Raw genomic sequence first — 24,035 nt, 5'->3', positions numbered from 1 at the left:
AGCCCGCTCACCACAACAAGCCCACTTTTTGTGGCGCGGCGTGTTTGAGGTGAGCTGATTCGACCTGTCCCCGCTGTCATCCAACCGTCACATCCATCTGCTGTGCTGGCGCCCTTCGCTTCTTTGCCCAAGGACTCGCGGCCATGTTCTCCGTGCTCAAACCCCACCGCTGGAAACTCGCCCTGCTGCTGATTGCCGCCAATCTGGGGCTGATCCTGCACTTGGCCTGTGGCGAGCTCAAAAGCGTCAGCGAATGGGAGTGGCTGGATATCGTCGGCGAAGGCGGTTCGGCACTGCTGGCGCTGGTGTGGCTGGGGCTGGTGCTCAAGAGCCGCCCCGCCGGGCGCGTGACCAACTATCTGGTGCTGGGCCTGGCGTGCATCTTTTTTTCCTGGTGGATCGACAGCCTGGATGAATTTATCCGCTTGCCCGACAGCATCACCTGGGACCACTGGCTGGAGTCCGGCCCGATGCCGGTGGGCATGATCCTGCTGACCCTCGGCATCTACCACTGGCACCGCGAGCAACTGGCGATCAGCGCGCAAATGGAGAAACGCGAGCGGGTGTTTCGCGAACATCGCTTGTTCGACAAGCTCACGCCCCTGGGCGGTGCCGACTACCTCAAGCGGCAATTGGCCGAGAGCCTGCAGGACAGCCGCGAGCAGGCCCAACCGCTGTCGCTGCTGGCCCTGGATCTGGACAATTTCGCCGCCATTAACCAGGCCTATGGGCATGCCGAAGGCGATGCGGTGCTGCAAGCCCTCAGCCAGTTGCTGTTGCTCAACCTGCGCCGCCAGGACTTGCTGTGCCGCCTGGCCGGCGACCGCTTTGTGGTGCTGCTGCCCAATACCGGCGAGCGCCAGGCCAAAGACATCGCTCTGGAATTGCAGCAAGCGGTGCGTGGCCTGGCCCACAAGACCCGGCAACAAGGCGAGCGCCTGCAACTGGCGGCCTCCACAGCGGTGGTGATGGCCCTGGACGAACCGCCCCACGACCTGCTCAAACGCCTCAACCTGGCGTTGGCCAAGGCCAAGCAGCCCCTGGCGAAAAGTGCCTGACATGGCCATCAACACCCGCTGGTATGAAAGCGACTGCCGCTTTATCCCTGGGCACTATCAACCCGCCACGCTGATCGACCTGGCACTGTCGCGGGGCATCGACAGCCATCGCTTGCTGCGCGGCACCGGGCTTTTCCACGAGGACATCCTGGCCGGCAACGCGCGCCTGAGCCCGCAGCAGTTTCTGGGTTTGATCGGTAACAGCCGCAAGTTGCTCGACGCCGACGACAGCAGCTTTCTGTTCGGCCAACGCCTATTGCCCGGCTACTACGGCGCCGCGAGCCATGCCCTGGGCCATGCGCAAAACCTGCACCAGGCGCTGGAGGTGCTGATCCAATTGCAGGTGTTGCTCAGCCCGCTGGTGGCGCTGCATCTGGAGTTGGACGAGCACCATGCCTACCTGTATTGGCAGGACAGTTGCGGGGCCGGCGAGCACTGGCGTTTCCTGCTCGAAGCGAGCATGACTTCGCTGGTTGCCATGAGCCAATGGCTCAGCGGCGAGCGCCTGCCCTGGGCGTGCAGCGTCAGCCATGCCGAGCCGCGTTATGTCGAGCAGTACTGGGTAAACCTGGGTGAAAACACACGCTTTTCACGCCCCCTGGACATGCTGTGCATCCCCCGCCAATACCTGACACATGCCTGGCCCGGCGCCTCGGCCACTGCCGCTCAAGTCGCGCGTCAACAGGCCCATGCACAGATCGACCAGCTCGGCTTTGCCGACAGTTTTCTCGACTGCCTCTACGATTACCTGCGCGATCAGGTGCGCCAGCCGCCCAACCTGGAACAGGCGGCGCAGGCGTTCGCCATGAGCCCGGCGACCCTCAAGCGCAAACTGCACAAACACGACACCGGTTTCCAGGAACAGGTCGACCGCGTGCGCAAGCAGGTGGCGTTGCACCTGTATCAGGTCAAGGGTTATAGCAACGATGAGGTGGCGGCCTACCTGAACTTCAACGACGCGGCCAACTTTCGCCGCGCCTTCAAGCGCTGGACCGGCAGCACACCGAACCTGATCCGTCAGTTGTTCAACAGCCGCTAGCCAGGCGCTCGCGCAAAAACTCCACCAGCGCCTGCACTGGCCGTGAGCTTTGGCGGTGCTGGGGATACACCGCCGACAAGGTCAGCGCCTCGGGGGCGAACTCATCGAGCACCGTGAGCAGGCGCCCGTCCTGCAAGGCATCGCCGACGATAAAGGTGGGCAGGTAGGTGACGCCCAGCCCGGCAATCGCGGTGTCGCGCAGCAAGTCGCCGTTATTCACGCGCATGCGCCCGCTGACGTTCAGCGCCTGCACCTTGCCCTTGAAGCGCCATTGCACCTGGCGGCCGTGGCCGTACGGCAGGCAGTCGTGGTCGGTCAGGTCCTCGGGTTTCTGCGGCGTGCCGCGCAACGCCAGGTAGTCGGGGCTGGCGCAGTAGACCCGCGCGATGCTGGCGATGCGGCGCGCGATCAACGTGGAATCTTCCAGGGTGCCGATGCGCAGCACCAGGTCGTAGCCCTCGCCGATCAGGTCCACGGGGCGGTCGCTGAGGTCGACCTCCACCGTCACCTGCGGATAGCGTTGCAGAAATAACGGCAACAGACAGCCCAGGTGGGCGATGGCAAACGACAGCGGCGCACTGAGGCGGATGGTGCCGCGCGGCTCGCTGTTCTGCCCAGCAATGCCCTGCTCCACCTGCTCGACTTCACCGAGCAGACGCAACGCGGATTCGTAATAACTCTGCCCCAAAGGCGTGACATCCAACCGACGCGTAGAGCGATTGAGCAAGCGCACGCCCAGGCGGTCTTCCAGTTGGATCAAGCGGCGGCTAACGAACTGCTTGGACAGGCCCAGCTGTTCGGCGGCAGCGGTGAAACTGCCGGACTCCATGACCTGGCAGAACAGGCGCATGTCTTCGAAGGGGTTCATTGTCGCTTCTCGGTGGACATTTGCAGGGCTTTATAACCGGATGATCGCAACACCACAAATCAAATGTGGGAGGGGGCAAGCCCCCCTCCCACATCGTTGACCTACAGGCGTGAGAACCGGTTACTTGGCGGTGAACGCCGAGTAGCTGTTCATCAGGTTGCGGTAGTTGGGGATACGCGGCGACAGCAGGTTGGCCAGGCCTTCCATGTCGTTGCGCCAGTCCACTTGCAGCTCGCAGGCCACGGCGAACCAGTTGACCAGTTGCGCACCGGCGGCGGTCATGCGTGCCCACGCGGCTTGTTGCACGGTTTCGTTGAAGGTGCCGGACGCGTCGGTGACCACGAACACCTCAAAGCCTTCGGCAAGGGCGCACAGGGTCGGGAACGCTACGCACACGTCCGTCACCACACCGGCAATGATGATCTGCTTGCGGCCGGTGGCCTTGACCGCTTTGACGAAGTCTTCGTTATCCCAGGCGTTGATCTGGCCAGGTCGAGCGATGTACGGCGCGTCCGGGAACATGGCCTTGAGTTCCGGCACCAACGGGCCGTTAGGGCCGCTTTCGAAGCTGGTGGTGAGGATGGTTGGCAAGTTGAAGAATTTGGCGACATCGGCCAGGGCCAGCACGTTGTTCTTGAACTCATTGGGGGAGAAATCCTGTACCAGGGAAATCAGGCCGGTCTGGTGATCCACCAACAGCACCACTGCGTCATCTTTGTTCAAGCGCTTGTACGTCATGGGGTTAACTCCTTGGGTTGGGATTAAAAGGCAAAGCACGAGCAGCCGAACGCGCCCCAGAAACCCTGGAAGTCGCTGACCGGCACGCTGGAAAGGCGCGCTTTTTCATGGCTGTGGGCATGCACGCCGCACGGGCCGCTGCATTGGTGAACCTGGGCCTGCAACGGTGAGCTGGGGCGCCAGTGCCCTGGCACCTTGACCACCGGCGACCAGTCCGGCAGCACCGGCACGCGCGGCGGTGCGTAGTCTTCGAAGTCGCCGGCGCCGTACACCACTTTGCCGCCGACCACGGTCAGCACCGATTCGATCCACTTGATGGCCTCTTCATCGACGCTGAAAAAATCCGCCGACAGCGCGGCGACGTCCGCCAATTGGCCGACTTTGATCTGGCCCTTCTTGCCCTGCTCCGAAGAAAACCAGGCGCTGCCATGGGTGAACAATTCCAGCGCGGTAAGGCGCGGCAGGCCCTCGGCATGCAGTTCCAGACCGCCGACAGTGCGGCCGCTGACCATCCAGTACAACGAGGTCCAGGGGTTGTAGCTCGATACGCGGGTGGCGTCGGTGCCGGCGCCGACCGGCACGCCTTCAGCCAGCATGCGCTTGATCGGCGGTGTGGCTTCGGCCGCTTTGGCGCCGTAGCGCTCGACGAAATATTCGCCTTGGAACGCCATGCGGTCCTGGATCGCAATACCACCGCCCAGGGCGCGTACGCGCTCGATGTTTCTCGGGGTGATGGTTTCGGCGTGGTCGAAGAACCACGGCAGGCCGTTGAACGGAATATCCCGATTGACCTTCTCGAACACGTCGAGCATGCGCGAGATCGATTCGTCGTAGGTGGCATGCAAGCGGAACGGCCAGCGCTGCTCCACCAGGTGACGCACCACCGGTTCCAGTTCCTGCTCCATGGTCAGCGGCAGGTCGGGGCGCGGTTCGAGGAAGTCTTCGAAGTCGGCGGCGGAGAACACCAGCATTTCACCGGCGCCGTTGTGGCGCAGGTAGTCGTCGCCCTGGTGCAGGGTGACGCTGCCGGTCCAGTTCTTGAAGTCGCTGAGTTCTTCCTTGGGCTTTTGGGTGAACAGGTTGTAGGCGATGCGCACCGTCAACTGTTGGTCCTTGGCCAGTTGCTCGATCACTGCGTAGTCATCGGGATAGTTCTGGAAACCGCCGCCGGCATCGATGGCGCTGGTCAGGCCCAGGCGATTGAGTTCGCGCATGAACTGGCGAGTCGAATTGACCTGGTATTCCAACGGCAGTTTCGGGCCTTTGGCCAGGGTCGAATACAGGATCATCGCATTGGGCCGCGCCACCAGCATGCCGGTGGGGTTGCCATTGCTGTCGCGCACGATCTCGCCACCCGGCGGGTTCGGCGTGTCCTTGGTGTAGCCGGCCACGCGCAGAGCCGCGCGGTTAAGCAAGGCGCGGTCGTACAGGTGCAGCACGAACACCGGGGTATCCGGCGCGGCCTGGTTGAGTTCCTCCAGGGTCGGCATGCGCTTTTCGGCGAACTGGAATTCGTTCCAGCCACCGACCACACGCACCCACTGCGGTGTCGGGGTGCGGTCGGCCTGGTCCTTGAGCATGCGCAAGGCATCGGCCAAGGACGGCACGCCTTCCCAGCGCAGTTCGAGGTTGTAGTTCAGGCCGCCACGAATCAGGTGCAGGTGCGAGTCGTTGAGACCCGGGATAACCGTGCGGCCCTTGAGGTCGATGACCTGGGTCGCGCTGCCACGCAGGGCCATCGCTTCAGCGTCGGTGCCGACGGCAACGAAGCGGCCCTGGTGGATGGCGACGGCGGTCGCACGCGGGTTTTCACGGTCCACGGTGTGGAACTGGCCATTGAACAGGATCAGATCGGCGTTCATAGGGTTTCCTTTACAGAGGCTTCAAGCCAGGGAGCGAACAGGCGCGTGGCGGCCGGCATCATCACGTAGACCACCAGCACCACGATGGTCACGGTGACCAGGATCGTGGACACCACGTAGTTAGAGAGCAAGGGATGCAGGCGCAGCAGCGGGCCCCAGATAATCGGCACCAGCAGGGTCAGCGGCAGGATCACGCACAGCGACACCACCGCCTGTTTCCAGCGCGGCGGCGGCGCGCTGCCGTCGGCCAGGGGGGTGAACCAGAATTCGTTGACGGCGCCGATTTCGGTCTGGTCGCCATCGGCGAGCATCGGCGCGGCTTCGTCGATCAGGGCCTTGCGTTGGGGCGATTCGAGCCAGTGTTGCAGGTCGTCGGTGGAGCGGTAGCGCAGCACGCAGGTAAACAGCGCCAGGCCGTCCTGCTTGCCGCGCACCACGTCGACGCCCAGGTGCCCGGGCCGTTCGCCGGCAATGCGCACGATGCGCCGCAGCCAAGCTTCGTAGTCGGCCTCAAGGCCGGATTTGATGCGGTGTTTGACCACCAGGGTGACGACTTCGTCGGCCCCTGTCTTGGCGGCTGGATCCATGGCGTGCCCTCTGCTTCCCACTATCAGCGATGAGGGAAGTGTGCCGTGGACCCGCCAAGGAAAATTGCATGTACGTGCTGTGTGGATGGGACGGGCTTACCAGCCTTCTTTCAACATCCGCAGTTCCAGATGCTGCAACAGCATGATGGTCTTGCCATCCACGATCTCGCCACTTTGCACCATCGCCAAGGCTTGTTCGAAACCCAGCTCCAGCACTTCGATGTCTTCGCCCTCTTCTTCCAGGCCACCGCCGCTGCCAACCTGATCGGCCGGCTGGTATTGGCCGATAAAGAAGTGAATTCGCTCGGTCACCGAGCCGGGGCTCATGAATGCCGCGTAGATTTTCTCGACGTGCCCGACGCGATAACCGGTCTCTTCTTCGGCTTCCAGGCGAATGCGTTCTTCGGGGCTGGCGTTGTCGAGCAGACCGGCCGCCGCTTCGATCAGGTAGCCGTGGTAGTCGTTGACGAACGTGGGCATGCGGAACTGGCGAATCAGCAACACCGTGCGTTGCGCGCGGTTGTACAACAGGATGGTGGCGCCATTGCCACGGTCGTACACCTCACGGGTCTGGGCCTGCCAGCTACCGTCGCGGCGGCGCAGGTCGAAGCTGTATTTCTTGAGGTTGTACCAGTTGTCCGAAAGGGTCTCTTCGGCGGTGATGCGTACGGGGCTGCTGTCCATGGTCGGGCCTTTGCTCAAAGGAGCAGGAGCATGTCGCGCAGAGAGCGACAGCGTCAAGCCACACAATGGTGGTCGAAATAATTCCTGCCGGCGCGGGGCTTCTGGTAAAAACCCTGCTTCACCTTTTGACCTGGAACGTTCATGTCGTCTCGTTTGCTGTCTCGCCTGGGCCTGCGCTGGTTTCCCCTGCTGTGCATGGCGTTGTTGATCGTGGGTCTGCCGGTGGGATGCAGCATCTTGCAGCACAAAGAGCGCGAGCTGGTATTTCGCATCGAGCCGGGCACCGCCAGTTGGTACAGCGGCCTGCCCAAGGCGGTGCAGGAATTCGAACTCAAGCCGGCCAGCTTCAAAGCCGGGCAGAACATCCATGCATGGTGGTACCCGTCGGCCAGCAAGGATGCGCCGGCGATCCTCTACCTGCATGGCGTGCGCTGGAATTTGACCGGGCAACTGTTCCGCATCGAGCAATTGCATGCCCTGGGCTTTTCGGTGCTGGCCATCGACTACCGGGGCTTCGGCAAAAGTCACGGCGACTTGCCGTCGGAAACCACGGTATACGAAGACGCGCGCATCGCCTGGGAGCGCTTTCAGGTGCTGCAACCCGACCCACAAAAACGCCTGATCTACGGGCATTCCCTCGGCGGCGCGGTGGCCATCGACCTGGCGGCGGAACTGGGTCAGCAATCGCCGGTGCCGGTGCGTGGCCTGGTGATCGAATCCACCTTTACTTCCCTTGCCGATGTGGCCACAGCGGTGGCTAACACCTCGTTGCCGGTGCGCTGGCTGCTGTCGCAGAAATTCGATTCCATCGATAAGATCGCCGATATCCGCATGCCGCTGCTGGTGGTGCATGGCCTGGACGACCGCTACGTTCCGCCGCGTTTCAGCCAGCAATTGTTTGCCGCTGCCCAAGAGCCCAAACGCTTGTTGCTGGTGCCCGGTGCCAGCCACAACAACAGCATGAGCCTGGCCGGTCGCACGTATCGCCAGGCACTCGATCAACTGATGCAATCTAAGGTTCAGACGCAAGCCATCACACACTCCACAAGCCGCGACGGCGACTCGTAAAACACTTTTCGGCACTGGTTTCGAGCGGGCCTGTCAAGCGCAAACCCTGGCCATGCTGGGCCAAACATTAAGTTGATCAAATATTGATCTTGGGCGAAATCACCAACCCCGCCGGGGCCCGGCAAAGTTATCCACAGAGATACCCACGGTTTTCGTGGACAACTCTTTTTATTTTTTTACGATTTTTTTTGTGCGGCGGGTCGCGCCTTAAATGGGCGCGGCCGCTAAACCGCCCCGATTCCAATCGACAGCTTGGGGCGGTTAAACGAGAGGGTGAAAGTCAAGCATTGCGTTCAACAGGGCCGGCGATTAATCTCGCATAAACCCGCAAAAAAGCGCACAAACATGCAAAACACCCACGCCGCCATCGACCTCCCCTCGTTACGCAAACAAAAGATCCTGTTGCTGCTGGAGCGCGACGGCAAAGTCACCGCAGCCGAACTGGTCGAACACTTTGCGGTGTCCCCGGACACCATCCGCCGCGACCTCGGCGAACTGGCCGCCGCCGGCCTATTGCAGCGTGTACACGGTGGCGCCCTGCCCCGGCCTAAAGACACCGGTAAGGATTTTTTTACCCGGGTCGGTGAGACCGATGCGGTCAAGCGGCACCTGGCCCAACTGGCCGCCGAACGCGTCGAGGACGGGCAGATCGTGATGTTCGATTCCGGCTCCACCACGCTGCAGATCGCCCGCTCACTGCCGCTGTCGCTCCGCCTTACGGTGGTGACGGCATCGCCGATGATTGCCATCGCCCTGGCGGACCACCCGGACGTCAAGGTGATCCTCGCCGGCGGCCAACTCAACCCGGCCACCCTCTCCACCCACGGCCACGACACCGTGCGCTTGATCCAAAGCATCAAGGCCGATCTGCTGTTTACCGGGGTCTGCGCGCTGCACCCACAGGTGGGCATGACGTCGCTGCATTTCGATGAAGTGGCGGTCAAGCAAGCGTTGCTCGACAGCGCCTCCCAGGTGGTGGCGGTGACCATGGCCGACAAACTCGGCGCCGTGGAGCCCTTCGTGGTGGCGCCGTGCAGCCGAATCCACAGCCTGATCACCGAGTGGCATGCGCCGGATATCGCGGCGTATGAACAGTTGGGGCTGGAAGTGCTGCGGGTGGATGTCTAGCCACCGCAGCGTGGGTTTGCCCTATGACTCTGCGTGCGCCTTCGCGTAATCAATGGCCAATTGGACGTGGGTGATTTTTTCGGCCTCCTCGTCCGGAATTTCAATCTCGAACTCGTCTTCCAGGGCCATCACCAGTTCCACCGTATCCAAGGAATCGGCGCCCAAATCGTCCACGAAAGAACTCTCGTTCTTGATATCGGCTTCAGCAACGCCTAGCTGGTCGGCGACGATTTTTTTCACTCGCTGTTCGATGTCACTCATTTGAATATCCTCACTTGGTGACCTTGGAGCCGAGCGTTTCATTGGGCGCCAGCACACCGGTTGCATGCAGCAAGTTGTTCACGGCATGCAGCACACCGAGGTCTTCAAGCGTCGCAGTTTTGTTCAGGATACGCCGCAGACAGGCATAGATTTTCAGCTCGCCGAAGGCCGCGTCGTCATAGCGCACCCGCTCGTTGAGGATGATGTTGGCTTTTTGGTCGATCTTGATTTGGAGGAACTTCTTCAATTCGGATTTAGTCATGGCCGCTCTCCCGGCTGGGCATGTGTACGCCTTTGACTATATCCATCGGATACAAAGCGGCTACTGTCAGATCTGACAGGTGTATAGATCGATTGGCAATGAACCCAAGCCATTCACCCGTTAGAGCGTGCTAAACCCCGCCAGCTGCTGCTCCAGCAGGTACAACGCATCGTCCAGCGCCCGGCCGCTGGCGGTGTTGTCGAAGATGCACCAGGTGGGGATGCCTTGCTCGATGGACTGCAGCAACTGCCGGGCATACGCCTGCACCCGTGCGGGGCCATAGGCGCTGTGGTAAATGCGCGGGGAGCCGTGCAGGCGCCAATAGCGCACGCCGTGCCAGCCGGCGGGCAGGTGGCCGCCCTCAATTGCGGCAGGGTCGGCGGCGACCCGGCCGATATGCAAATCCTGCAACAACCCTTCAGCCTCAAGCCAGCTGGCATGCCGCGGTTCCAGCACCACGGCGCCCAGATAGCGTTGGCGCAAGGCGCGGAAAAACACCGCAGCGGTCACTGGCTCGTACGCTAATGACGGAGGCAATTGCACCAGCAGGCAGCCTAGGGAGTCGCCCAATCGCTGACACTGCGCTAGAAACTCATCCAGCGCGGTTTCGCAGTGCGCCAGTCGCAGCTCATGGGTAATGAGCTTGGGCACTTTCACCGAGAACTGAAAAGTCGCTGGCACCGACTGTGCCCAGCGCGCGTAGGTCGCGGGCAAGTGAGCGCGGTAAAACGAACTGTTGATTTCCACCGCATTGAAGCGCGAGGCATAGCGCTGCAAATGCGTGCCCTCTGCGTCGAATGCCGGCCAGTGTTCGCGCGCCAGGCTCCAGCCTGCGCAACCGATGTACAAGGGTGCGGCCCAAACAGCAGCCGCGCGGCCGGCGTCGTCAGCCATGGCTTGAATGCTCCGCTCAGTGGCTCAATTTGCGCTCGGCCTTGGCGGCTTGTTCGTTGATCGCATCGGTCTGGCGCTCGGTGTCTTTGATCGAGGTGGGAGTGAGCACCTTGTCAACGGTTTCGGTGTTGGGGTTCGGGCGCTCCAGGGTCTGGCCTTTGACAGGATTGTCGGTGCCTTTTTGCGCCTCTTCGGAGCTGACGGGGGTGGGGGTTTTATCGGCGCTCTTGTGCTCGGTCACGGGGCATTCTCCTAGTAATTGACGCGCCGCCATCACACGGCGGGCTCATTCAGCAGAGCCCTGGGCTTTTCGATAGTTCAAGGAATTTGCCGCGGCCACCGCTGGCGAAAAAAGCACAAAAAAATTTAAACCTTTTGCCCCAGTGCCGGCTCAACACCCAGGTAGCGACATCACGTCATTCACAAGGAGAGACACCATGACTACCAAGCTGATGAAACAAATGGGCCTGACTTTCGCACTGGTTGCCGGTTCGATGTCCGCAGCCTTCGCAGCCACCTCCAACGACTTCGTAGACAAGGCCGCACAGAGCGGCATCACTGAAGTCGAGGCCGGCAAACTGGCCCTGCAAAAAAGCAGCTCGGCCGACGTGAAAACCTTCGCCCAGCACATGGTCGATGACCACACCAAAGCCAACCAGGAACTGATGGCCCTGGCCAAGAAGCATGATCTGGAAGTGCCGGACGACGCCGCACTGATGGACAAGGCCAAGAAAGCCATCCTGGAAATGCGCGATGAGTCCTTCGACAAGGCCTATGCCAACAACCAGGTCAACGCCCACGAAGAAGCCGTGGAACTGTTCAAGAAAGAGTCGACCTCTTCGGACAACGCCGAGCTGAAAGCTTTCGCCACCGAGAAGCTGCCGACCCTGGAAAAACACCTGCAAATGGCCAAAGAGCTGCAAAGCAAGTACGCCAAGTAATTCGACCGATCACGCCCCTGCGTCAGATGACGCGGGGGCATTCGTGACGCCAATAACCCTTTGCACAGGAGACACTCGATCATGAGCACCCACCTCAACGGTAAGCACATCCTGATCATCACCTCCAATACCGGTATCGAACGCGACGAACTGGTCAAGCCGCTGGAAGCATTACGCGGTTTCGGCGCCAATGTGACCCATGCGTCCAGCAAGGGCGGCACCACCCAGACGTTCGTGGGCGACACCGAAAAGGACAAGACCGTGGAATCCGATGTGCAACTGTCGGACGTGGTCGGCAGCGACTTCGATGCCTTGGTGATTCCCGGCGGCACCGTCAACGCAGACACCCTACGTCAGGACGGGGCGGCGCTGCGCCTGATCAAAGAATTCGCTGATGCCGGCAAAACTATCGCCGCGATCTGCCACGGCCCATGGGCCTTGATCGACGCAGGCGTGATCAAAGGCAAGAACCTCACCTCCTACAAGAGCGTACGAATCGACCTGGAAAATGCCGGTGCCGCCGGTTGGGTGGATGAGCCGGTCAAGCAATGCCGGGCCAATGGCTGGACCTTGATCACCTCGCGCACGCCGGACGATCTGCCAGCATTCAATGACGCGATTGCCAAGGCCCTCGCCGGCTGATCCGCGAACCCGTAAACAAAACAGGCGCCCCGAGGGGCGCCTGTTTGCTGTCTGAGCCATGCCTCAGTGTTTACCTTGCTCCGGCATCTCTCGCTTGGGCCCGAACATCGCCCAGGCAATCAGCCCCAGCAGCGGCACAAAGATCAGGATGATCAGCCACAACCCCTTGGTCTCCCAGCCACTGGTGCTGCGCAATACGGCGTTGATCGCCCACAGTTCCAACAGCAGTACAACCACCGCCAACCCGATCCAGACATATTCTAATTGCATGTTTCACCTCCTGAGGTCTAAGGCTTAGGTCAACCCATTGCGCTCAGGGTTCCATCGGATTTGCGCAAGTGTCGCAAACAGCCTGCCCAAGGCCGGCTTAATGCAATGTAGTGGATAGGCAACCATGCAAGCTGCACGACATCAGCATTCACATAAATCCAATAAGTTATTGATATTTAAATTATTTATTTATAACCAAGAGTTGGTACGGCGGATGCAACACCCCATCGGACGAGGCGCGCACTTCGACGTGCCCGAACCCTATCCGTGAGGTTTCACCATGAATGCTATCGACCTGCTCAAAGCCGACCATGAACGCGTCAAGACACTGCTGACCCAACTGAGCGAATCCACCGAGCGCGGCGTTAAAAAGCGCACTGAGCTGCTGGCCAAGCTCGAAATGGAAATTACCCTGCACACCAAGCTTGAAGAAGAGATTCTCTACCCGGCCTTCCGCAAAGCCGGTGGCAAAGAGCAGGACATCATGTACCACGAAGCCAAGGAAGAGCACCGCACCGTCGACAGCCTGGTTCTGCCCGACCTGAAGAAGACCGAGCCGTCCAGCACTGAGTTTTCCGGACGCGTCAAAGTGGTCAAGGAACTGCTGGAGCACCACATCGAAGAAGAGGAAACCGAAATGTTCCCCCAAGCCCGCAAGCTGCTGGGCAAGGCACAACTGGAAGAACTCGGTGCCGAAATGGAGGCCATGAAGGCCGCGTATAAAAAAACCATGGCCAAGCCGATGGCGGCTTAACAGCTGGCCGGACCACGGGCACGCTCCGGCTGCCCGGGGTTTGTGCAATGACATAAGGGGATTGCGTCATGAAGACCACCACGTCCCGAAGGATCGTACTTACCGCTTGCCTGACGGCGCTGCTGGCTGGGCCTGTCTTTGCGGCATTCGGCGATAACAGCGGTGCCGCAGGTTCCGCACTGCCGCCGGGTACTTACCCCAGCAGCCCTTCAGACAGCAGCCAGAAATCCGACAACAGCACGCAGAAACAACAGCCGGCGAAAAAAGCCCCCAGACCCAAACCCGCTAAACCCTCCAAAGAGCGCAAAGACACACCTCGATCAGGCAGCTGAGGGCTCATCCACGGGGGGTGGCTGCGTGGTCACGCCCCAATCGCCATGCTCGTACCAGTCGTCGCCGAGCATCTCGGCGGGGTGCATGGTGCGATCGGCACCGTTGCCACAGGCCAAATCAGTGGCGGCGCAGTAGCGGTCGCAGCCCCAGCAGATTCGCTCAGGGTGCTTAGGGTGCAACGGAAACGGCTTGGCCATGACGAGTTCCTTATCAACGCGCGATAGCCTCACCGTAACGCGTGAAGTGGCGGCTGACCTTGATCGGCATCAAGCCTGGCCAAGATGAAATATTCTCGAAACTTGACAAGAATCATTATTATCTGCGCCGCACCTTCCTAGACTCGGGCCCTCTCCCCTTACCCGTCAGGAAGTCTTCATGCGAACCCTCTCTCTGCTGCCGCTGGCCCTGCTGCTGTCCACCTCTGCCGCACTGGCCAAGGAATACCCGATTGGCGAGCCGCAACAGTGCCCGGGGTTGGAAATCGGTGCCGTGTACCTGCAACCGATCGAAATGGCGCCTACCGGCATGATGCGCGCCACCGCCGACTCCGACGTGCACCTGGAGGCCGATGTGCGCGCCACGGCGGACAACGCCCAAGGCTTTCAGGAAGGCAGTTTCGTGCCATACCTGAACCTATCTTTCACCTTGAAAAAGCAAGGCAGCGACACGCCGATCAGCGGCGACTTCCACGCCATGGTTGCCAATGACGGCCCGCACTACGGCGATAACGTCAAGCTACAAGGCCCCGGCAAATACACCCTCACCTTCAGCGTGCTGCCGCCCACCGGCCCTCATTCGTTGGGTCGCCACACCGACAAGGAAACCGGGGTTGCGCCGTGGTTCGAGCGTTGCGAAGTGCACTACGAATTCGTCTACGCCGGCATCGGCAAGAAAGGCGGTTATTGATGCGCCGCGCCTTGCTGCTGGGTGGCATGCTGCTCGGCGGCGCGGCCGCCGCGGCGCCGTTGCCCACCTATGAGTTGAGCCTGCGCGATGGGCACTTCACGCCGTCGCAACTGGTGGTCAAGGCCGGTGAGCGCTTCAAGATCGTGCTCACCAATGCCGGCCAGGGCCCGGCCGAATTCGAAAGCACGCCGTTGCGCGTGGAGAAGGTGTTATCGCCCGGCGTCACCACCTTTGTGGTGATCCACCCGCTCAAACCCGGCGAATACCCGTTCTTCGACGAGTTCAACCCACAGCTGCCCGAAGGCAGCCTCCTCGCTCAATAACCGCCGGAGCCGTTGATGAATCAAGCGATGTTCATTGTGTGGCGCGAAAGCGTCGAAGCGCTGTTGGTGATCGGCATCCTGCAAGCCTGGATCAGCCAGCAGGCCGGTCGCTCGCGCCTGGCACGCTTTCTGTGGGCCGGGGTGCTGCTCGGTCTGTTGTGCTCGGCGGGCCTGGCCGGGTTGATGCTGTGGGCCGCAGAAACCATGACCGGCGCCGAAGGCGAATGGCTGCAAGCCCTGCTGACCTTGGTCGCCAGCGCTCTGATGGTGCAGATGGTGTTCTGGATGCATCGCCACGGCCCCACCCTTCGCCACAGCCTGTTACGCGACGCCGACCAGCGCCTGGCACGCCAGGGCGGCTGGGGCTTGTTGCTGCTGGCGTTGCTGGCGGTGAGCCGCGAGGGCAGCGAAACCGTAGTGTTCCTGTATGGCGCCGGCGCGCGTTTGCACGACACGGCCCTGAGCCTGTTCGCCATTGGCGGCGTGCTCGGCCTGGTGCTGGCCGGTCTCACGGTGCTGCTGTTGCGCAGCAGCCGCCGCGTACTGTCGTGGGCGCACTTTTTCGCCCTCAGCGAAGCCTTGCTGTTGTTACTGGGCGGCGCGTTGCTGGTGGCTGCCGTGGACCGTATCAGCGGGCAGCTGCTGGCGATGGACCTGCCGGATTGGGTCTACACGGCCTTCGGTGAGAGCCGCTGGGACAGCAGCGCACTGCTCAGCGACAGCCATGGCGTGGGCGCCCTGCTCGCCGATTTCGCCGGCTACCGCGCCGCGCCCAGCCTGATCACCCTGGTGGCGCTGCTCGGCTACTGGCTGTGGGTGAGCCACGGCCTGCGCCGGTCGCGGCACGCGGCATGAGTTGGCTGGCCCGTCTGGGCGATGGCATGCGCCGCCATGCCCGGCTGATCCGTGCGCTGCAATGGGCGGTGGTCGTGGTCTACGCGCTGCTGCTGGTGGTGCCGGCGCTGCTGCCGCTGCCTGACACTCAGGCGCACCTGGTGAACAACCTGACCCTGCTGGCGCAATTTATGTTCTGGGGCGTGTGGTGGCCGTTCGTGTTGATGTCGATGGTGCTGTTCGGGCGCCTGTGGTGCGGCGTGCTGTGCCCGGAAGGCGCTCTAAGCGAATGGGCCAGCCAGCACGGACGCGGCCTGGGCATTCCGCGCTGGCTGCGCTGGGGCGGCTGGCCCACGGTCGGCTTTTGCCTGACCACCCTGTATGGGCAATTGATCAGCGTATACGACTACGCCCAGGCAGCATTGCTGATTCTTGGCGGCTCCACCGTAGCGGCCGTCGTGGTGGGCCTTTTGTTCGTGCGCGGCAAGCGTGTGTGGTGCCGCTACCTGTGCCCGGTGAGCGGCGTCTTCGCCCTGCTCGCGCGCCTGGCGCCGGTGCGCTTTGCGGTGGACGAGCAACGCTGGAAGGCCAACACCGCGCCGCGCCTGCCCCTGCCCAACTGCGCGCCGCTGCTGGACATCCGCCGCCTGCAAGGCGCCAGCGAGTGCCACGCCTGCGGGCGCTGCAGTGGGCAACGCGGCGCCGTGCAACTGATCGCCCGCTCGTGCAACGAGGAAATCCTCCAGGCCCGTCATCAAACTGCCTCGGTATGGGACGCGCGCCTGCTGCTGTTCGGCGTGATCGGCCTGGCCATGGGTGCGTTTCAATGGACCGTCAGCCCGTGGTTTATCGCCCTCAAACAACACCTGGCCGAATGGCTGGTGGTACACGATTGGCTATGGCCGCTGCAAGACACCGCGCCATGGTGGCTGCTGACCCACTACCCGCAGCTCAACGACAGTTTCAGTTGGCTGGATGGGATGTGCATCGTGCTGTACCTGGGCGCCAGCTCACTGCTGCTGGGCGGCGCATGCTGGGTGCTGCTGAAGTTCAGCGCACGTGTGGCGGGCGACCGCGCACTGTTTCGGCCCCTTGCCCTGACACTGACGCCTCTCGGTGGTGCGGGGTTGTTCCTCGGCTTATCGGCGACCACGGTGAAGTTATTGCGCTACGAAGGGCTGGTGTTGGCCTGGGTGCAAACGGCGCGCGGGGCCCTGTTGGTGGCGGCTGTTGGATGGTGTGTCTGGTTGGGATGGCGGCAACTGAGCGGCCTACCGCGCAAGGCACGAATGGCGGCATGGATGGGTGTCTTGACGGCTGCCGGCATGGTCGCAGGCGCATGGTGGTTACAGTTCTGGGGCTGGGCTTGACCGCGACTTGCCTGATGCAAGGCGGTCCATTGTGGGAAAATGACGGCGGGTCAGCAACAGATGCGTCGACTGACACTCCCACATCGGGGGCAAGCCCCCTCCCACCTTGATAGTCATTGCCTGGGCTGGATCATACGGCGCACTACCGCACAGTTCGCGGCATGCCAGTCCAAACGGCTAACTGAAAGAACCCGCACAACATGTGGGAGGGGGCTTGCCCCCGATGGCGGCCGGTCAGCAACACATGCATCAACTGACACGCCCACATCGGGGGCAAGCCCCCTCCCACCTTTGATTGCATTGCCTGGGCTGGATCATACGGCGCACTGCCGCACCGTTCGCGACAGGCCAGTCCAAACGGCTTCCCAAGCACTAACTGCAAAAACTCGCTCAAACTGTGGGAGGGGGCTTGCCCCCGATGGCGGCGGGTCAGACAACACATGTGTCAACTGACACTCCCACATCGGGGGCAAGCCCCCTCCCACCTTTGATTGCATTGCCTGGGCCAGGTCATACGGCGCACTGCCGTGCAGTTCGCGAAAGGCCGACCCAAACTGCTAACTGAAAGAACCCGCTCCAAAGGTGGGATTCTGGTAGCGGCCTAGACCTTGAACCGCCCCACCGTCTGGTGCAAATCCCCGGCCATGCCTGCCAGTTCCTGCCCTGCCGTCTGTGTATGAATAGCCCCCTGCAACACCTGCTGCGACAGGGTTCGAATGCCCACCAGGTTGCGATCCACCTCCCGCGCTACCAGCGCCTGTTCCTCGGTGGCGCTGGCAATCAGCATATTGCGCTCGTTGATCTGGGAAATAGACCGGGTGATTTCTTCCAGCGCCTGCCCCGAGCGCTGGGCCACGCCCAAAGTTGCCTGTACCCGTTCGCTGCTGTCGTGCATGGCCGCCACGGCGTGTTCGCTGTCCTGGCGGATGGCGCCGATCATCTGTTCGATTTCCTGGGTCGACACCTGGGTGCGATGGGCTAGCGCGCGCACTTCATCGGCCACCACCGCAAAACCACGCCCGGCGTCGCCCGCACGGGCGGCTTCGATGGCGGCATTCAAGGCCAGCAGGTTGGTCTGATCGGCGATGCTGCGGATTACATCGAGCACGCTGCTGATGTCTTGCACGCGCCCAGCCAGTTGTTGGATGCGCTCAGAGGTTTCCACCACGCCGTTGGCCAGGGTGTTGATCGAGGCCACGGTTTCCTGGACCTGGGCCTGGCCGCGCTGGGCGGTCTGTTCCGACAGGCGCGAGGCTTCGCTGGTGCTCACCGCGTTACGCGCCACCTCGTCCACAGCGGCGGTCATTTCGTTCACGGCGGTAGCGGCCTGCTCAATCTCCTGGCCCTGCAACTGCAAGCTGCCGCTGGTCTGGGTGCTGACCGCGCTGAGTTGCTCCGAGGAACTGGCCACGCCGTCCACCGACGTTGCGATATGCCGCACCATCTGCTGAAGGTTCTGCTGCATGTGATGCAGATTGCGCATCACGCTGCCCTCCGCGCTGTCACCCACCGGCACCACGATAGTCAGGTCACCGCCGGCGATATGACTCAACACCCGCGCCGCCTCATCCGGCTCGCCGCCCAAGGGCCGCAGCACACTGCGGGTGACCAACACCGCCGCCGCCACTACCAGCGCCAGGCACAGCATAAAGAGGCCGATCATGGTGCGCCGGGCGTCGTCGTAGAGAGCCTGCGCCACCTGCTGGCGCTCGGCAAACACGCGCCCCTGTAACGCCATCAAGGCGTCCAGGCTTTTGAACACCTCCAGCTCCGCCGGCATCACCTGCTGCTTGAGCTGCGCCAAGCCCTGCTCACGGGCGCCCTGCTTGATCAGCGCTTGCACTTGGGTGAACGCCGCCACGTAGGCTTCGCGATGGGTTTTCAAACGGGCGTAGGCGGCCTTGCCTTCGGCGGTATCGAGTAGCGGTTCGAGGGTGGCGAACGCCTCGGTGATGCGTTGGCGCGTGGTGCCGATGGCTGCCTGGGCCTGTTGGTTGTCTTGGTCGATCAACAGGTCGCGGGTGTTGCGCCCGTTGTCCCGCACGCCGGTGGCGATCACCATGATCGGCGCGATCTTCGGCCAGTCCCGTTGCACGATCTGGTCGGCCTGTTGCTTGAGCGTGGCCAGGTCGTGCAAGGCGTAGAACACCAGGCCGATCAGCGCCAGAGGCGCAATCGCAAACCCAATGACAATACGGCGTGCGGTGGTTAAGTGGATCATCTGAACATTCCTTGATGAAGGCCTGCCCGCGGGGGGCAGCATCGATAAAAAATCCTGTGGAGGGCTCACCCTCGCAACACAAACGCCGGAAACAACTCGCGCATCCGCGCCCACAACTCCGGCAGCGCCGTTTGTATCGGCGCGCACGCCAACTGTGCATCGAGCATGGTGGCGGTACGGACTATCTGCACGGCGAAGCGCTTCACGCCACTGGCTTGCAAACGCTGGGCCAGGCGCAGCAGGCGTGGCGGGTCGATCAGGTGCCAGTGCACCGTGGTGCGGCATTCGTAGTCGACGCCGCTGGCCAGCAAGGCGTCGAGGCTGCGCCAATTGGCGGCGCCGCTGCCCTTGACCTGGGTGATGGATGGGCAGTCTTCGGCCAATGCCTTGACATCGAACCCGACCCAATCGGCATGGGCCAGTGCATTGGCAAAGCTGGCGGGTTTGATGCCGGCGCTGTGCAGACCGATGCGAAAACCCATCTCGCGCACTTCGTCCATGGCCGCCGGCAAGCCTTCCTGCAGCGTCGGTTCGCCGCCGCTGAACACTACCGCGTCGAGCAGATCCTGACGCCGCTGCAAAAACAGCAAAACCCGGCGCCAATCCACCTCTGCGCTACCGCGCGGTGGGATCAAGTCCGGGTTATGGCAATAACGACAGCGCCAGGCGCAGCCTTGGCAGAACAGCACGCAGGCGAGCATACCGGGGTAGTCGAGGGTGGTCAGGGGCACCAGGCCCCCGACCCGTAGTGCTCGCGTCATTGGCGCCCAGCCGCGGCAGCCGTTTCGGTGAAGTGCACGCGCTCCTTATGCTCGGATTGCTTGCCGGGGTTGAACGCCGACACGGGCCGGTGATAGCCCATGACGCGGGTCCAGACTTCACAGCGTTGACGTTGGGGTTGAGCAGTTTGCATGGTGAGTCTCCTTGGGGGATCAAACGTAGCCGAGGGTTTCATCGCATTTGGGGCAGAACTCGTGTTCCCCCGCCAGGTAGCCGTGCACTGGGCAGATGGAAAAGGTCGGGGTAATCGTCAGGTACGGCAGATGGAAGCGTCCCAGGGCTTTACGCACCAATTGCTTGCAAGCCTGGGTCGAAGAGATCTGTTCGGCCATGTACAGGTGCAGCACCGTGCCGCCGGTGTATTTGCATTGCAGTTCGTCTTGCAGTTCCAAGGCTTCAAACGGGTCTTGGGTAAAGCCCACGGGCAATTGCGAGGAGTTGGTGTAATACGGCGCGACGTCGCTGCCGGCTTGCAGAATGTCCGGGAAGCGTTTGCGGTCTTCCTTGGCGAAGCGGTAGGTGGTGCCTTCGGCCGGCGTCGCTTCGAGGTTGTAGAGATGGCCGGTTTCTTCCTGGAAGCGCAGCAATGTGGCACGTACATGGTCGAGCAGCTTGAGGGCAAAGGCGCGCCCCTGTTCGGTGTGCATGCCCTGCTCGTCACCGCTGAAGTTGCGCAGCATCTCGTGCATGCCATTGAGGCCGATGGTGGAGAAGTGATTGCGCAAGGTCCCCAGGTAACGCTTGGTGTAGGGGTACAGGCCGGCGTCCATATGGCGCTGGATCACCTTGCGCTTGACCTCAAGGCTTTCCATGGCCAGCTGCATCAGATGATCCAGGCGTTGCAGCAAGCCCGAGGTGTCGCCCTTGAACAGGTAGCCCAGGCGCGCGCAGTTGATCGTCACCACCCCGAGGCTGCCGGTTTGCTCTGCCGAACCGAACAAACCGCCACCGCGTTTGAGCAATTCACGCACGTCCAGTTGCAGGCGGCAGCACATCGAACGCACCTGATTGGGCTGCATATCGGAGTTGAGAAAGTTCTGGAAATACGGCAGCCCGTAGCGTGCGGTCATCTCGAACAGGCGGTCGGCGTTGGGGCTGTCCCACGGGAAATCATGGGTGATGTTGTAGGTGGGAATCGGAAACGTGAACACCCGCCCCTTGGCATCACCGGCCTGCATCACCTCGATATAGGCGCGGTTGATCAACTCCATTTCCGCTTGCAGATCGCCGTAGGCAAACGGCATTTCTTCACCACCGATCACCGGGATCTGCTCGCGCAAATCCTGCGGGCACACCCAGTCGAAAGTCAGGTTGGTAAACGGCGTTTGGGTGCCCCAGCGCGACGGTACATTGAGGTTATAGATAAATTCCTGCAGCGCCTGGCGCACCTCGGGGTAACTCAACTGATCCTTGCGCACATAGGGCGCCAGGTAGGTGTCGAACGAGCTGAACGCTTGGGCGCCGGCCCATTCGTTCTGCAGGGTGCCGAGGAAGTTGACCATCTGCCCCAAGGCGCTGCTCAGGTGCTTGGGCGGCCCCGCCTCCACCCGGCCCGGCACGCCGTTGAGGCCTTCGTGCAGCAACGAGCGCAGCGACCAGCCGGCGCAGTAACCGGCAAGCATGTCCAGATCATGAATATGCAGATCCGCCTCGCGGTGTGCCTGGCCGATCTGCTGGCTGTAGACCTCATCCAGCCAGTAATTGGCCGTGACCTTGCCCGCCACGTTCAACACCAGCCCGCCCAGGGAATAACCCTGGTTGGCGTTGGCCTGCACGCGCCAATCTTCGCGGTCGAGGTATTCGTTCATGGAGGTGGCGACTTCCACCAGGGTCTTGCGGTCGCGGCGCAGACGCCCGTGTTGCTCGCGATAGACGATATAGGCGCGCATCGACAGAAAGAAGCCGGCATCCATCAGCACCCGTTCGACACTGTCCTGGATCTGCTCGACGTCGAGCCGTTCGATACCGCGCAAACGCGCGAGCACGGCGCCCAATAGCAGGTCCACATCGGCGGGCTGATATTCGCCAGTGGCCGTGCCGGCGGCGATCAATGCCTGGCGGATTTTTTCGGCGTCGAAGGCGACCCGTGTGCCGTCGCGTTTGTGCAGGCGGGTGCTGACCAGCGGGGTGAGCGTGTTTGGCATTTCCGGGCTCCTGGCACTACATATAGATAAAATTATTCAATAAAACACTATATGAAGTGATATTACCCAGGAAGGCGGTGGTCACCCTTGATCGGCGTCAAGGTTTCTAGAAGGGGGGCATAGACACCCCTGGCACATCTGCGGGCGGCCCCAAGCCCCCTACCACCGTCCATCTCACCCGCCACTCATATTCATGAATCGCACCACCTGCACCTCACCGTCCCCGCTGAAATCATGCCGCAACGGCTTGCCCTTCAACCCTTGATGCAAGGCTGCGATCAACGGCCCATCCTCTAATGGATAGCGCCGCAGCAAGCTACGAAAATCCACGGCCTTGTCCTGCCCCAGGCACAGCAACAACTGCCCTTCGACGGTCATCCTGATCCGATTGCAGCTGCCGCAAAAGTTATGGGAATTGGGCGAGATAAAGCCGACCCGCGTCTGCGGATGTTGCACCAAGCGCACGTAGCGCGCCGGGCCGCCGCTGTTTTCCGTGCTGTCGAGCAGCCCATGTTCACGAGCGATCAGCGCGCGTACGTCGTCGCTGGCGCAGAAGCTCTCGCCGCGTGAGCGCCCCACATCGCCCAGGGGCATTTCCTCGATAAAACTGATGTCGATGCCCTGCTCGATGGCGTAGCGCACCAAGGCCGGCACTTCATCGAAGTTGCGCCCTTTCATCACCACGCAGTTGAGCTTGACCCGTTCGAAGCCGGCGTTCCGCGCGGCTTCGATACCGTCCAGCACCTGGCGCAGATCACCGTTGCGGGTGATTGCGCGAAAGCGTTGGGGGTCGAGGCTGTCGAGGCTGATATTCATGCGCTTGACGCCCGCCTCCACCAAGGGCCGGGCCAGCCTCGCCAGTTGTGAACCGTTGCTGGTCATAACCAGTTCGCGCAGGCCCGGCAACGCGGCAATGTTGCGGCACAGGCCGACAATGCCCGGGCGAATCAACGGTTCACCGCCGGTCAGGCGAATCTTGCGCACGCCCTGGCCGACAAACAACGCGGCCAGGCGCTCCAGTTCTTCGAGGGTCAGCACCTGCTGGCGCGGCAGGAACGTCATGTTTTTCGCCATGCAGTACACACAGCGAAAATCACAACGGTCGGTCACCGACAACCGCAGGTAGTCAATCGAGCGGCCTACCCCATCCACCAGGCTCATGTCACTGCACCAACGGCGAGTCGGCGCCCTGCAGCGCGATGCCGCGAATGTGCGCCGCGCCGATCAGGGTTTGCAGGTACTGCACCAGCGCCTTCTGCCATACGCCCTGTTGCAGTTGGGTGCGAATCGCCGTGGCCACCGCTTCGTACGGCAGCGCCTGGCCTTCGATGCGCTGATCGACGCTGATCACGTGCCAGCCGTAGCGGCTTTCCAACGGTTTATCCGCCAGGCCCGGTGCCAGGGTGAACAGTTGGCGCTCCAGTTCGGGCACGGTCTGGCCTTTGCTGACCTGGCCCAGGGAGCCACCCTGTGCCTTGGACGGACACGCGGAGTACTTGAGCGCCAGCTCGGCGAAACTGCCGGGGTTCTGGGTCAGGCTCAGCAGCAGGACTTCGGCCTGCACATGGGCCAGGTGGCGGGCCTCAGCATCGTCCGGCGCGCATTCGAGCAGGATGTGCCGCACCGCCAGCAACGGCGCGCTGTGGAAGCGCCCGCGATTGTTCTCGAAGAAGCGCACGCAGGTGGCCTCGTCGCACTCGGGCACCTTCACTTCACGCTCCAGCAGCAGGCGCGTGGCCGCTTCTTCTGGGTTCTCGCCGGCGCCGATGTCCACCGCCAACCCCAGCGCGGCGATGCGCTGCTGCAACAGCTCGCGGATCACCAGCGCGCGGGCGGCCAGGTACACCGCGTCTTCGCGGCTTTGCGCCGGGTGATACTGCACCTCCAGGGCCATCGCCTCCGGCGTGATCGCCACGCCGTTGACACTGATGATCGGCCATTGCTGTTCACTGCTGGCGATCAATTCAGGCTCCAACGCTACCGGGGCTTCAACCACCGGCTCCTGGGTCGCCGAACCGCAACCGCCGCTGCCAGCGTTACCGCCGCCACATCCGCATCCGCTAGTCAT

29 protein-coding genes are annotated in these 24,035 nt (G+C 62.1%); 12 read left to right on the top strand and 17 right to left on the bottom strand.

Translation table 11 applies throughout. The features are described from left to right. Positions 1-143 precede the first annotated feature (143 nt). Both YA0848_RS20265 and YA0848_RS20260 read left to right on the top strand, forming a co-directional pair. Positions 144-1,058 carry a GGDEF domain-containing protein gene (locus YA0848_RS20265; RefSeq protein WP_034098390.1) on the top strand — a complete coding sequence of 305 codons (915 nt, stop codon included), beginning with the start codon at positions 144-146 and terminating at the stop codon, positions 1,056-1,058. Between the two features lies 1 nt (position 1,059). Next, the gene (locus tag YA0848_RS20260) at positions 1,060-2,097 is read left to right on the top strand and encodes an AraC family transcriptional regulator (RefSeq protein ID WP_169903136.1); all 1,038 of its coding nucleotides are present in this window, start codon (positions 1,060-1,062) and stop codon (positions 2,095-2,097) included. Here the strand turns inward: YA0848_RS20260 and YA0848_RS20255 are convergent. The 5 genes from YA0848_RS20255 to YA0848_RS20235 all read right to left on the bottom strand — a co-directional run bounded on the left by YA0848_RS20255 (position 2,084) and on the right by YA0848_RS20235 (position 6,836). Continuing rightward, positions 2,084-2,965 (bottom strand): LysR family transcriptional regulator, encoded by an 882-nt coding sequence (locus YA0848_RS20255; protein ID WP_169903137.1) that lies wholly within the window; start codon positions 2,963-2,965, stop codon positions 2,084-2,086. The genes YA0848_RS20260 and YA0848_RS20255 overlap by 14 nt on opposite strands. A gap of 120 nt (positions 2,966-3,085) precedes the next feature. After that, positions 3,086-3,703 (bottom strand): isochorismate family cysteine hydrolase YcaC, encoded by a 618-nt coding sequence (ycaC, locus tag YA0848_RS20250; protein WP_034098396.1) that lies wholly within the window; start codon positions 3,701-3,703, stop codon positions 3,086-3,088. A gap of 23 nt (positions 3,704-3,726) precedes the next feature. Next, the gene (locus YA0848_RS20245; protein WP_094066709.1) at positions 3,727-5,565 is read right to left on the bottom strand and encodes an amidohydrolase; all 1,839 of its coding nucleotides are present in this window, start codon (positions 5,563-5,565) and stop codon (positions 3,727-3,729) included. Beyond that, entirely contained in the window at positions 5,562-6,152 is a 591-nt protein-coding gene (locus tag YA0848_RS20240; protein WP_169868707.1) for an antibiotic biosynthesis monooxygenase, read from the bottom strand. Before YA0848_RS20240 ends, YA0848_RS20245 begins: the two co-directional genes overlap by 4 nt. A gap of 96 nt (positions 6,153-6,248) precedes the next feature. After that, positions 6,249-6,836 (bottom strand): NUDIX domain-containing protein, encoded by a 588-nt coding sequence (locus YA0848_RS20235; protein WP_034098401.1) that lies wholly within the window; start codon positions 6,834-6,836, stop codon positions 6,249-6,251. Between the two features lie 141 nt (positions 6,837-6,977). Between YA0848_RS20235 and YA0848_RS20230 the strand changes: the two genes are divergently transcribed. Together YA0848_RS20230 and YA0848_RS20225 are read left to right on the top strand one after the other, a co-directional pair. Beyond that, positions 6,978-7,904: an alpha/beta hydrolase gene (locus YA0848_RS20230; protein ID WP_169903138.1), complete on the top strand. Its 927-nt coding sequence runs from the start codon at positions 6,978-6,980 to the stop codon at positions 7,902-7,904. 345 nt (positions 7,905-8,249) lie between these two features. Then, the gene (locus YA0848_RS20225) at positions 8,250-9,032 is read left to right on the top strand and encodes a DeoR/GlpR family DNA-binding transcription regulator (protein ID WP_034098405.1); all 783 of its coding nucleotides are present in this window, start codon (positions 8,250-8,252) and stop codon (positions 9,030-9,032) included. Between the two features lie 21 nt (positions 9,033-9,053). Here YA0848_RS20225 and acpP read toward each other — a convergent pair whose 3' ends face one another. The 4 genes from acpP to YA0848_RS20205 all read right to left on the bottom strand — a co-directional run bounded on the left by acpP (position 9,054) and on the right by YA0848_RS20205 (position 10,690). After that, positions 9,054-9,293, bottom strand: a complete 240-nt coding sequence (acpP, locus tag YA0848_RS20220; RefSeq protein ID WP_034098406.1) for an acyl carrier protein — start codon at positions 9,291-9,293, stop codon at positions 9,054-9,056. Positions 9,294-9,303: 10 nt separating this feature from the next. Next, positions 9,304-9,555, bottom strand: coding sequence for a hypothetical protein (locus YA0848_RS20215; RefSeq protein WP_034098407.1), 252 nt, complete (start codon positions 9,553-9,555; stop codon positions 9,304-9,306). Between the two features lie 120 nt (positions 9,556-9,675). Beyond that, entirely contained in the window at positions 9,676-10,449 is a 774-nt protein-coding gene (locus YA0848_RS20210) for a DUF72 domain-containing protein (RefSeq protein WP_169903140.1), read from the bottom strand. 16 nt (positions 10,450-10,465) lie between these two features. Then, complete coding sequence (locus tag YA0848_RS20205; RefSeq protein ID WP_034098408.1) at positions 10,466-10,690, bottom strand: hypothetical protein; 225 nt, start codon at positions 10,688-10,690, stop codon at positions 10,466-10,468. Positions 10,691-10,886: 196 nt separating this feature from the next. Between YA0848_RS20205 and YA0848_RS20200 the strand changes: the two genes are divergently transcribed. After that, positions 10,887-11,390, top strand: a complete 504-nt coding sequence (locus YA0848_RS20200; RefSeq protein ID WP_034098409.1) for a DUF4142 domain-containing protein — start codon at positions 10,887-10,889, stop codon at positions 11,388-11,390. 81 nt (positions 11,391-11,471) lie between these two features. Next, the gene (locus tag YA0848_RS20195; RefSeq protein WP_169903141.1) at positions 11,472-12,032 is read left to right on the top strand and encodes a type 1 glutamine amidotransferase domain-containing protein; all 561 of its coding nucleotides are present in this window, start codon (positions 11,472-11,474) and stop codon (positions 12,030-12,032) included. 63 nt (positions 12,033-12,095) lie between these two features. On the opposite strand, the gene YA0848_RS20190 is transcribed toward YA0848_RS20195, so the two are convergent. Next, the gene (locus YA0848_RS20190; RefSeq protein WP_034098413.1) at positions 12,096-12,302 is read right to left on the bottom strand and encodes a PLD nuclease N-terminal domain-containing protein; all 207 of its coding nucleotides are present in this window, start codon (positions 12,300-12,302) and stop codon (positions 12,096-12,098) included. A gap of 280 nt (positions 12,303-12,582) precedes the next feature. Between YA0848_RS20190 and YA0848_RS20185 the strand changes: the two genes are divergently transcribed. Both YA0848_RS20185 and YA0848_RS20180 read left to right on the top strand, forming a co-directional pair. After that, positions 12,583-13,056 carry a hemerythrin domain-containing protein gene (locus YA0848_RS20185; protein WP_034098414.1) on the top strand — a complete coding sequence of 158 codons (474 nt, stop codon included), beginning with the start codon at positions 12,583-12,585 and terminating at the stop codon, positions 13,054-13,056. 68 nt (positions 13,057-13,124) lie between these two features. Next, positions 13,125-13,388 carry a hypothetical protein gene (locus tag YA0848_RS20180; RefSeq protein ID WP_082238678.1) on the top strand — a complete coding sequence of 88 codons (264 nt, stop codon included), beginning with the start codon at positions 13,125-13,127 and terminating at the stop codon, positions 13,386-13,388. On the opposite strand, the gene YA0848_RS20175 is transcribed toward YA0848_RS20180, so the two are convergent. Next, complete coding sequence (locus YA0848_RS20175) at positions 13,377-13,586, bottom strand: DUF3079 domain-containing protein (protein WP_034098416.1); 210 nt, start codon at positions 13,584-13,586, stop codon at positions 13,377-13,379. The genes YA0848_RS20180 and YA0848_RS20175 overlap by 12 nt on opposite strands. Before the next feature lie 178 nt (positions 13,587-13,764). Here YA0848_RS20175 and YA0848_RS20170 point away from each other — a divergent pair, with 178 nt between their 5' ends. From YA0848_RS20170 to YA0848_RS20155, 4 genes are read left to right on the top strand one after another with little or no spacing between them, the layout of a single operon-like run. After that, positions 13,765-14,295 (top strand): iron transporter, encoded by a 531-nt coding sequence (locus tag YA0848_RS20170; protein WP_169903142.1) that lies wholly within the window; start codon positions 13,765-13,767, stop codon positions 14,293-14,295. After that, the gene (locus tag YA0848_RS20165; RefSeq protein ID WP_169903143.1) at positions 14,295-14,618 is read left to right on the top strand and encodes a cupredoxin domain-containing protein; all 324 of its coding nucleotides are present in this window, start codon (positions 14,295-14,297) and stop codon (positions 14,616-14,618) included. Before YA0848_RS20170 ends, YA0848_RS20165 begins: the two co-directional genes overlap by 1 nt. A 15-nt stretch (positions 14,619-14,633) precedes the next feature. Continuing rightward, the gene (locus tag YA0848_RS20160) at positions 14,634-15,473 is read left to right on the top strand and encodes an FTR1 family iron permease (protein ID WP_169903144.1); all 840 of its coding nucleotides are present in this window, start codon (positions 14,634-14,636) and stop codon (positions 15,471-15,473) included. Then, complete coding sequence (locus tag YA0848_RS20155) at positions 15,470-16,822, top strand: 4Fe-4S binding protein (RefSeq protein ID WP_169903145.1); 1,353 nt, start codon at positions 15,470-15,472, stop codon at positions 16,820-16,822. The genes YA0848_RS20160 and YA0848_RS20155 overlap by 4 nt, the downstream gene beginning before the upstream one ends. Before the next feature lie 601 nt (positions 16,823-17,423). On the opposite strand, the gene YA0848_RS20150 is transcribed toward YA0848_RS20155, so the two are convergent. The 6 genes from YA0848_RS20150 to YA0848_RS20125 form a co-directional block, all read right to left on the bottom strand. Continuing rightward, the gene (locus tag YA0848_RS20150) at positions 17,424-19,043 is read right to left on the bottom strand and encodes a methyl-accepting chemotaxis protein (RefSeq protein ID WP_169903146.1); all 1,620 of its coding nucleotides are present in this window, start codon (positions 19,041-19,043) and stop codon (positions 17,424-17,426) included. Between the two features lie 65 nt (positions 19,044-19,108). Then, complete coding sequence (locus tag YA0848_RS20145) at positions 19,109-19,804, bottom strand: anaerobic ribonucleoside-triphosphate reductase activating protein (RefSeq protein WP_034114036.1); 696 nt, start codon at positions 19,802-19,804, stop codon at positions 19,109-19,111. Continuing rightward, positions 19,801-19,956, bottom strand: coding sequence for an anaerobic ribonucleoside-triphosphate reductase (gene nrdD / locus YA0848_RS36435; protein WP_034098430.1), 156 nt, complete (start codon positions 19,954-19,956; stop codon positions 19,801-19,803). The genes YA0848_RS20145 and nrdD overlap by 4 nt, the downstream gene beginning before the upstream one ends. A gap of 19 nt (positions 19,957-19,975) precedes the next feature. After that, complete coding sequence (locus YA0848_RS20135; RefSeq protein ID WP_034098432.1) at positions 19,976-21,967, bottom strand: ribonucleoside triphosphate reductase; 1,992 nt, start codon at positions 21,965-21,967, stop codon at positions 19,976-19,978. Between the two features lie 174 nt (positions 21,968-22,141). Beyond that, a complete protein-coding gene (gene moaA, locus YA0848_RS20130; protein WP_034098434.1) occupies positions 22,142-23,128 on the bottom strand; it encodes a GTP 3',8-cyclase MoaA in 987 nt (328 codons plus the stop codon). A gap of 1 nt (position 23,129) precedes the next feature. Further along, positions 23,130-24,035 carry a peptidylprolyl isomerase gene (locus YA0848_RS20125; protein WP_169903147.1) on the bottom strand — a complete coding sequence of 302 codons (906 nt, stop codon included), beginning with the start codon at positions 24,033-24,035 and terminating at the stop codon, positions 23,130-23,132.

Source organism: Pseudomonas sp. S4_EA_1b (assembly GCF_016307435.1).
In the GTDB taxonomy this organism is placed as follows: Bacteria; Pseudomonadota; Gammaproteobacteria; order Pseudomonadales; family Pseudomonadaceae; genus Aquipseudomonas; species Aquipseudomonas rhodesiae.
This window is presented reverse-complemented; position numbering and strand designations above follow the sequence as displayed.

Excerpts from the sequence above, each read along its gene's own strand:
- YA0848_RS20185 (WP_034098414.1), top strand. The coding sequence starts at position 12,583 with ATGAATGCTATCGACCTGCTCAAAGCCGACCATGAACGCGTCAAGACA.
- YA0848_RS20180 (WP_082238678.1), top strand. The coding sequence starts at position 13,125 with ATGAAGACCACCACGTCCCGAAGGATCGTACTTACCGCTTGCCTGACG.
- YA0848_RS20225 (WP_034098405.1), top strand. The coding sequence starts at position 8,250 with ATGCAAAACACCCACGCCGCCATCGACCTCCCCTCGTTACGCAAACAA.
- YA0848_RS20235 (WP_034098401.1), bottom strand. The coding sequence starts at position 6,836 with ATGGACAGCAGCCCCGTACGCATCACCGCCGAAGAGACCCTTTCGGAC.
- YA0848_RS20145 (WP_034114036.1), bottom strand. The coding sequence starts at position 19,804 with ATGACGCGAGCACTACGGGTCGGGGGCCTGGTGCCCCTGACCACCCTC.
- nrdD (WP_034098430.1), bottom strand. The coding sequence starts at position 19,956 with ATGCAAACTGCTCAACCCCAACGTCAACGCTGTGAAGTCTGGACCCGC.
- moaA (WP_034098434.1), bottom strand. The coding sequence starts at position 23,128 with ATGAGCCTGGTGGATGGGGTAGGCCGCTCGATTGACTACCTGCGGTTG.
- YA0848_RS20155 (WP_169903145.1), top strand. The coding sequence starts at position 15,470 with ATGAGTTGGCTGGCCCGTCTGGGCGATGGCATGCGCCGCCATGCCCGG.
- YA0848_RS20240 (WP_169868707.1), bottom strand. The coding sequence starts at position 6,152 with ATGGATCCAGCCGCCAAGACAGGGGCCGACGAAGTCGTCACCCTGGTG.
- YA0848_RS20170 (WP_169903142.1), top strand. The coding sequence starts at position 13,765 with ATGCGAACCCTCTCTCTGCTGCCGCTGGCCCTGCTGCTGTCCACCTCT.
- YA0848_RS20255 (WP_169903137.1), bottom strand. The coding sequence starts at position 2,965 with ATGAACCCCTTCGAAGACATGCGCCTGTTCTGCCAGGTCATGGAGTCC.
- acpP (WP_034098406.1), bottom strand. The coding sequence starts at position 9,293 with ATGAGTGACATCGAACAGCGAGTGAAAAAAATCGTCGCCGACCAGCTA.
- YA0848_RS20190 (WP_034098413.1), bottom strand. The coding sequence starts at position 12,302 with ATGCAATTAGAATATGTCTGGATCGGGTTGGCGGTGGTTGTACTGCTG.
- YA0848_RS20230 (WP_169903138.1), top strand. The coding sequence starts at position 6,978 with ATGTCGTCTCGTTTGCTGTCTCGCCTGGGCCTGCGCTGGTTTCCCCTG.
- ycaC (WP_034098396.1), bottom strand. The coding sequence starts at position 3,703 with ATGACGTACAAGCGCTTGAACAAAGATGACGCAGTGGTGCTGTTGGTG.
- YA0848_RS20245 (WP_094066709.1), bottom strand. The coding sequence starts at position 5,565 with ATGAACGCCGATCTGATCCTGTTCAATGGCCAGTTCCACACCGTGGAC.
- YA0848_RS20160 (WP_169903144.1), top strand. The coding sequence starts at position 14,634 with ATGAATCAAGCGATGTTCATTGTGTGGCGCGAAAGCGTCGAAGCGCTG.
- YA0848_RS20215 (WP_034098407.1), bottom strand. The coding sequence starts at position 9,555 with ATGACTAAATCCGAATTGAAGAAGTTCCTCCAAATCAAGATCGACCAA.
- YA0848_RS20175 (WP_034098416.1), bottom strand. The coding sequence starts at position 13,586 with ATGGCCAAGCCGTTTCCGTTGCACCCTAAGCACCCTGAGCGAATCTGC.
- YA0848_RS20135 (WP_034098432.1), bottom strand. The coding sequence starts at position 21,967 with ATGCCAAACACGCTCACCCCGCTGGTCAGCACCCGCCTGCACAAACGC.
- YA0848_RS20150 (WP_169903146.1), bottom strand. The coding sequence starts at position 19,043 with ATGATCCACTTAACCACCGCACGCCGTATTGTCATTGGGTTTGCGATT.
- YA0848_RS20260 (WP_169903136.1), top strand. The coding sequence starts at position 1,060 with ATGGCCATCAACACCCGCTGGTATGAAAGCGACTGCCGCTTTATCCCT.
- YA0848_RS20125 (WP_169903147.1), bottom strand. The coding sequence starts at position 24,035 with ATGACTAGCGGATGCGGATGTGGCGGCGGTAACGCTGGCAGCGGCGGT.
- YA0848_RS20265 (WP_034098390.1), top strand. The coding sequence starts at position 144 with ATGTTCTCCGTGCTCAAACCCCACCGCTGGAAACTCGCCCTGCTGCTG.
- YA0848_RS20195 (WP_169903141.1), top strand. The coding sequence starts at position 11,472 with ATGAGCACCCACCTCAACGGTAAGCACATCCTGATCATCACCTCCAAT.
- YA0848_RS20210 (WP_169903140.1), bottom strand. The coding sequence starts at position 10,449 with ATGGCTGACGACGCCGGCCGCGCGGCTGCTGTTTGGGCCGCACCCTTG.
- YA0848_RS20165 (WP_169903143.1), top strand. The coding sequence starts at position 14,295 with ATGCGCCGCGCCTTGCTGCTGGGTGGCATGCTGCTCGGCGGCGCGGCC.
- YA0848_RS20200 (WP_034098409.1), top strand. The coding sequence starts at position 10,887 with ATGACTACCAAGCTGATGAAACAAATGGGCCTGACTTTCGCACTGGTT.